The 6,989-nt window shown below is 39.4% G+C and carries 6 protein-coding genes; all 6 read left to right on the forward strand.

All coding sequences use genetic code 11. The features are described from left to right. On the forward strand, window positions 1-215 hold a 215-nt coding region (locus AC1DND_RS14655; protein WP_477582647.1), incomplete at its 5' end, for a family 43 glycosylhydrolase. Further along, the gene (locus tag AC1DND_RS14660) at window positions 215-1,348 is read left to right on the forward strand and encodes a glycoside hydrolase family 88/105 protein (protein ID WP_477582649.1); all 1,134 of its coding nucleotides are present in this window, start codon (window positions 215-217) and stop codon (window positions 1,346-1,348) included. The genes AC1DND_RS14655 and AC1DND_RS14660, both read left to right, overlap by 1 nt. A gap of 16 nt (window positions 1,349-1,364) precedes the next feature. After that, window positions 1,365-2,612: a DUF2264 domain-containing protein gene (locus AC1DND_RS14665; protein WP_477582651.1), complete on the forward strand. Its 1,248-nt coding sequence runs from the start codon at window positions 1,365-1,367 to the stop codon at window positions 2,610-2,612. Between the two features lie 75 nt (window positions 2,613-2,687). After that, on the forward strand, window positions 2,688-3,809 hold the full coding sequence (locus AC1DND_RS14670) for a glycoside hydrolase family 43 protein (RefSeq protein WP_477582653.1): 1,122 nt from the start codon (window positions 2,688-2,690) through the stop codon (window positions 3,807-3,809). 107 nt (window positions 3,810-3,916) lie between these two features. Continuing rightward, window positions 3,917-5,758 (forward strand): glycoside hydrolase family 35 protein, encoded by a 1,842-nt coding sequence (locus tag AC1DND_RS14675; RefSeq protein ID WP_477582655.1) that lies wholly within the window; start codon window positions 3,917-3,919, stop codon window positions 5,756-5,758. 254 nt (window positions 5,759-6,012) lie between these two features. Then, a partial coding sequence (locus AC1DND_RS14680) for a TonB-dependent receptor plug domain-containing protein (protein ID WP_477582657.1) occupies window positions 6,013-6,989 on the forward strand: 977 nt, incomplete at its 3' end.

Below are 6,989 nucleotides of genomic sequence, written 5' to 3' on the forward strand. Positions count from 1 at the left end.
GTATTTACGGAACAGGGCACAACAGTGTAATCAAAGTTAACGGAAAAGATGAATGGTATATGGTTTACCATCGTTTTACCCGACCAAAAGGAATCTCAATGGGGAGTGCTGCAGGCTACAACCGTGAAGTTTGCATCGATAAAATGGAATTTAATACTGATGGAACTATTAAACCTGTAATACCAACCGTAAACGGCATTAAACCAATACACTAATGAATTTAAAATTGTATAAGGCGCTTTTCTTATTGTTGTTTTTTAGCAGCACAGCTGTAAATGCACAAACTTCAACTTCAAAAGAGGAAGTGCTCGAAATGATCAACCGCGCAAATACCTATTGGCAAGGCAACAATAAACCCGAAGTACGTGCTTTTTGGGATCATGCTGCTTACCATACCGGAAATATGGAGGTATATGGAATTACCAAGAACGAAGCTTACCGTAAATATTCAGAAGATTGGGCCGTTTATAACAAATGGATGGGCGCAAAATCAACTGATAAATCCAACTGGAAATATAAATATGGCGAAACAGATGAGCATGTGCTGTTTGGCGATTGGCAGATCTGTTTTCAAACCTATATCGATTTATACCACTTAAAACCCGAAGAATATAAAATTGCAAGGGCAAAAGAGGTAATGCAATACGAAATGAGCACACCCAATAACGACTATTGGTGGTGGGCCGATGGTTTGTACATGGTAATGCCTGTTATGACCAAACTTTATAAAGTAACTGGAGACCAAAAATACCTCGATAAGCTGTACGAATATTTTATGTATGCAAATAGCATTATGTACGATAAAAAGGAAAAACTTTATTACCGGGATGCCAAATATGTTTATCCGAAGCATAAAAGTGTAAACGGCAAAAAAGATTTTTGGGCAAGAGGCGATGGTTGGGTGTTTGCAGGTTTAGCGAAAGTGTTAAAAGATCTGCCCCTTAACGATCCACATCGGAACGAATACCTAAGCAAGTACCAGAATATGGCCAAAGCAATTGTTAAAAGCCAGCAGGCAGAAGGTTATTGGACCAGAAGTATCCTAGATCCGCAACATGCCCCTGGACCAGAAACCAGTGGAACAGCCTTTTTTACTTATGGTTTGTTATGGGGGATAAACAACGGTTATTTAAAAGAAAAAAACTATTTATCTACAGCACAAAAAGCATGGACATATCTAACCAAAACCGCATTACAACCTAACGGTAAACTGGGGTATGTACAGCCGATAGGAGAGAAAGCCATTCCGGGGCAGGTGGTTGATGTAAATTCTACAGCGAATTTTGGTGTAGGGGCCTTTTTATTGGCTGGTTGCGAAATGTACCGCTATTTATCAAACAAAAACTAAATTTTTATAGGAAAAAATGAGACTTAAAAATATTTTAATTACGGGTTTATTGATCGTCTTGGCTGGTGGTTACGCATTTGCGCAAAAGAAAACCAAGAATACCAAAAACGCGGTTTTAACCGATCGGCAGTTTTGGTTGCAACAGATGGATAAGATGGTGAAACCCGTTTTGTATAACCTGGCTAAAGACAGCCTGCGTATTGCGATGCCAAAAGTTACTTCTATCCATATTGATAATAAAGAACAGCGCATTAAAGTACAATATGTAGAAGTTTTGGGTAGGGTTTTAAGTGGTATTGCGCCATGGTTGCAGTTAGAAGGAGGTTCGACAGAAGAAGTAGCTTTAAGGAAACAGTATCGGGAGTGGGCCATTCAGGGACTAAAAAATGCTTTAGATTCTAATGCCAAAGATTTTATGAATTTCGATATCGGTGGGCAACAACTGGTAGATGCTTCTTATGTTGCATTGGCTTTGGTACGTGCACCTTGGTTATGGGAAAATCTGGACAAGAAGAACCAGGAACTGATGATGAAATCGATCGTTACAACCAGAAGATTTAAGCCTGCTTTTTCTAACTGGTTATTATTCTCCGCTATGAACGAAGCCTTTCTGGCCAGATTCGGTTACAGTTGGGATCCTATGCGTGTTGATTATGCACTGCAGCAAATGGAACAATGGTACACCGGCGATGGAATGTACACAGATGGAACATCGTTTGCCTTCGATTATTATAATAGTTATGTTATTCACCCTTATCTGGCTACTTTGGCCAATATCATTGGTGCTAAAACGAACAGTTATAAAGAGATGTTCGAGAAGATTAAGAAGCGCAATGAGCGGTATGCTATTATTCAGGAAAGATTAATTAACGCTGATGGCACTTACCCAGCAACAGGTCGCTCCATCATTTATCGTGGTGCTGCATTTCATCATTTGGCCGATATGGCCTGGAGAAAAGCATTGCCAAAACAGTTAAGTCCGGCTCAGGTACGTTGCGCTTTAACCGCCGTAATCAAAAAAACTTTAGAGAGCCCTACTACCTATAAAAATGGTTGGTTAACGATAGGTTTATATGGCGATCAGCCAAATCTGGGCGATTTCTATAACAACCAGGGCAGCCCGTACATTGCTTCAAATATCTTTTTGCCATTAGGTTTGCCAGAAGCAGACGCATYTTGGGCCAACCCAGCAGAGAAATGGAGTGCGCAAAAGATCTGGAGTGGAGAAAATTTTGAAAACGATCACAGTGCCAGTTTAAAATAAATAGCAGATAGCTATACAATTGAAAAGAGGTGGGTAAATTACCGTCTTTGTAACGTTAAAAATTATTTGATTAAAATGATGAATAAGAGAATCAGTTTTGTTTTAGGATTTATCGCCTTCAGTTTAGGGCTAAATAGTTATGTTTCAGCACAACAAACATATACTTCTTTTACTCCCGGTAAACTTTGGAAGGATGATAAAGGTGTTCATATTAACGCCCATGGCGGAGGCATTGTCGAATATAAAGGCATTTACTATTGGTTTGGTGAGCATAAGATTGAAGGTGAAAAAGGCAATACGGCACAGGTAGGCGTACATTGCTACTCATCAAAGGATTTATACAATTGGAAAGATGAAGGTATTGCACTTCCGGTTTCAGAAGACCTGAAAAGTGATATTGCTAAAGGCTCGATCCTGGAGCGCCCAAAAGTGGTGTATAACAAGAAAACCAAAAAGTTTGTGATGTGGTTTCACTTAGAACTTTTAGGCAAAGGTTATGCAGCTGCAAGATCGGGTGTTGCGGTAGCCGATCGCCCAACTGGTCCATATACTTTTATCAAGAGTTATCGTCCAAATCCGGAGAAAATGCCCTTTTATGCAGCAGGAACAGCAGAAAAAGATATGGTAAATTGCCAGCAACCGGCCAATAAAAGTGATGGTTTTTTCTGTAGGGATTTACCCGGTGGGCAAATGGCAAGAGATATGACAGTTTTTGTAGACGATGATGGAAAAGCCTATCATATATTCTCTTCAGAAGAAAATTTTACGTTGCATTTGGCTGAGTTAACCCCTGATTATTTAGGGCATACAGGAAAATTTATCAGAATTTATGTGGGGCAGCAAACAGAAGCACCAGCTTTGTTTAAGAAAAACGGAACCTACTATATGGTTGGTTCGGGCTGTACAGGATGGGCGCCAAATCCGGCCAGATGGTTCAAAGCAAGCTCCATCTGGGGACCTTGGACTTATATGGGGAATCCATGCCAGGGCGAAGGGGCTAAGCTAACCTATGGCGGGCAGAGTACGCATGTATTGCCAGCACCAGGCAAAAAAGGAGAATTTATTTTTATGGCTGATAAATGGGAACCGAAAAACGCCATTGATGGCCGTTACTTGTGGTTGCCAATCAAATTTGAGAACGATAAAATTTCGATAAACTGGGCAGATGAATGGGATCTGAGCGTGTTTAAAAAGTAGAGAAAAAACAAAATTTTTATATAAATCTAGACGATGAATTGCGTAAAAATGCGCAAATGGGATTGTTTTTGCCCAAAATTCGGGTCATCTTAAAACAACTTTAAAAAATGAAAGCAAAATTATTATGGTTGGTGGCGATATGTTTCTCCTTATCAGCTTTTGGCCAGCAAGCTAAACATACGTTTAAGCTAGGAGAAACAGCCTTTCTATTGGATGAAAAACCCTTTCAGATAATTTCTGGGGAGTTACATTATCCCCGTGTACCAAAAGAGGCCTGGCGGGCCCGTATGAAGATGGCCAAAGCAATGGGGCTAAATACGATTGGTACTTACGTATTCTGGAATCTGCACGAACCACAAAAAGGAAAATTCGATTTTTCGGGCAATAATAATATTGCCGAATTTGTGAAAATCGCCCAACAAGAAGGCCTTTGGGTTATCTTAAGACCAAGTCCTTACGTTTGTGCCGAATGGGAGTTCGGTGGTTATCCTTATTGGCTACAGAACGAAAAAGGCCTTGTGGTGAGAAGTACCGAAAAACAATATTTAGATGAGTATAAGAAGTATATTATTGAAGTAGGCAAACAGTTGGCACCATTGCAGATTAACCATGGTGGTAATATTATTATGGTACAGGTAGAGAACGAATACGGCTCTTACGCTGCTGATAAAAATTATTTAGATATCAACAGAAAAATGTTTATCGAAGCAGGTTTTGATGGATTGCTTTATACCTGCGATCCTGCTGCAGATGTAAAAGATGGACATTTAGACGGATTACTACCAGCTGTAAACGGAATCGATAATCCGGCAAAAATTAGGGAGTTGGTAAATCAGAACCATAATGGGAAAGGCCCATATTTTATAGCTGAGTGGTATCCTGCATGGTTCGATTGGTGGGGAACACCTCATCACACCGTTCCTGCAGCACAATACACCAAAAAGTTAGATTCTGTTTTAGCAGCAGGTATTTCGATCAATATGTACATGTTCCATGGCGGTACAACGCGCGATTTTATGAATGGGGCAAACTATAAAGATATTTCACCTTACGAACCACAAACCAGTAGTTATGATTACGATGCGCCTTTAAATGAGGCTGGAAATGCAACTGAAAAATTCAAGGCGTTTAGAAGTGTGATCGAAAAACATCTTCCAACAGGACAAAATTTACCGCCAATTCCAGCTGCTAAACCAAGTATCGCAATTGCGCCTTTTAAACTGGGAAGTAAAGTAGCTTTGTTTAATGCGCTGCCAAAAGCAGTGAAAAATAGCACACCTTTAACTTTCGAGGATCTTAGCCAGGATTATGGTTATGTGCTTTACMGAACTACCATTAAGGGAGGTAAAAAAGGCGAACTTCAGATTAAACAATTACGGGATTATGCGCTGATTTTTATTAACCAGAAAAGAGCAGGTATTTTAGACCGTAGGTTAAACCAAAATACTTTGGCATTAACACTCCCGAAAGGCGAAGTACAGCTCGATATTTTTGTAGAAAATATGGGTAGGGTAAACTTTGGAAAGTATCTGTTAGAAAACAAAAAAGGAATTACCGAACAGGTAACTTTTGATGGTGCCGAAGTTAAAAACTGGTCGATGTACGGCTTCCCTTTTAATAATATTGCTGGTTATACTGCTAATGCTGCCCCTTCAAAACAAAGCGGAAACGGACCAACATTACAAAAAGGATCTTTCCAAATTTCGACAGTTGCGGATACTTATTTAGATATGACCGATTGGGGAAAAGGGGTAGTGTGGGTTAATGGACACAACTTAGGAAAATACTGGGCAATCGGGCCACAACAAACGTTATATATCCCTCAAGAATGGTTAAAAAAAGGCAAGAATGATATCGCGGTTTTAGAACTGATTAAACCTGATCAGAATATTTTAAAGGCAATAGATCAACCAATCTTAAATACAATAAAAAAATTAAACGTAGACTAAACGTTTAAAAATCTTCAAAATAGGGGTTAAAAAGCCAAATTCTAACAAAAAGTAACAATTTAGCCCCTACTTATTACCGTATTACCCCTCACTCCACTAGGATTTTATGGTTACTTTGTTGTAATCAATCCATCTCCATTCATGCATAATTTCCACATCAGGTCTGATTAATATTTTAATAAAATATTTTGATAGACTACCCTTTTGAATTCCTCTCGCGGTTCAATTATTAACTAACCAAATAATCTTAAAAAATGAAAAGAAAACTACTAGCCACATCTAAGTGTGCGGTAATGTTTTTGTTTGCTTTAATCCTATCCTTAGGTAAATCAAACGATTCAATTGCACAAACTGCTCAAATCTCAATTTCTGGAAAAATAAAAGATAATCGAGGTAACCCCATTCCAGGTGCCTCCATTAGTGTTAAGGGAACTACTCAGGTGGTGGCCAGCGATGCCAATGGAAATTTCAAAATATCAGCCCAAAAAGGAGAAAGTTTAGTGATTACTTTTGTAGGTTATGTAACCAATACCATATTGGTAGCTAATGACACGCAATTGAGCATCATCCTTGCAGAGGATAAGGATAAAAACTTACAAGATGTAGTTGTAATAGGTTATGGTACGCAAAAACGTTCTGATGTTACTGGTTCGATTGTTTCTGTACCTAAAGCAAGGTTGTCGCAACTACCTGTAACGAATGTCCTTCAATCAATCGAAGGCGCAGTAGCAGGGGTAAATGTTACCACTACATCATCTGTTCCTGGAAGTCAGCCTAGTGCCTTAATCCGCGGACAAAACTCGATAACAGCCAATGCAGGTCCTTATGTAGTGGTAGATGGTGTTCCGTTAACTAAAACAGGTGGTTCGTTAAACGATATTAACCCCAACGATATTGCATCGGTAGAGATTTTGAAAGATGCGAGCGCCACAGCTATTTATGGTACAAATGGTTCAAATGGCGTAATTTTAGTTACCACGAAAAGGGGAACAACTGGTAAACCCGTAATTCGTTATAACGGTTATGTGGGGATTGATAATATGGCCCATATTTTAGAACCCCGGAGTGGAGCAGAATATCTGCAGAAATATGCTGATTTTCTTAAACAAACCAATCAAACCCAAACCAGACCGGTTCCAAATATCGGGGAACTTCCTGCTTACAATGCAGGTACTACTATCGATTGGGTAGACGAGGCTACACAGCAAGGTAAAATTCAGGATCATAACGT

This window comes from Pedobacter sp. 01N416 (genome assembly GCF_056399685.1).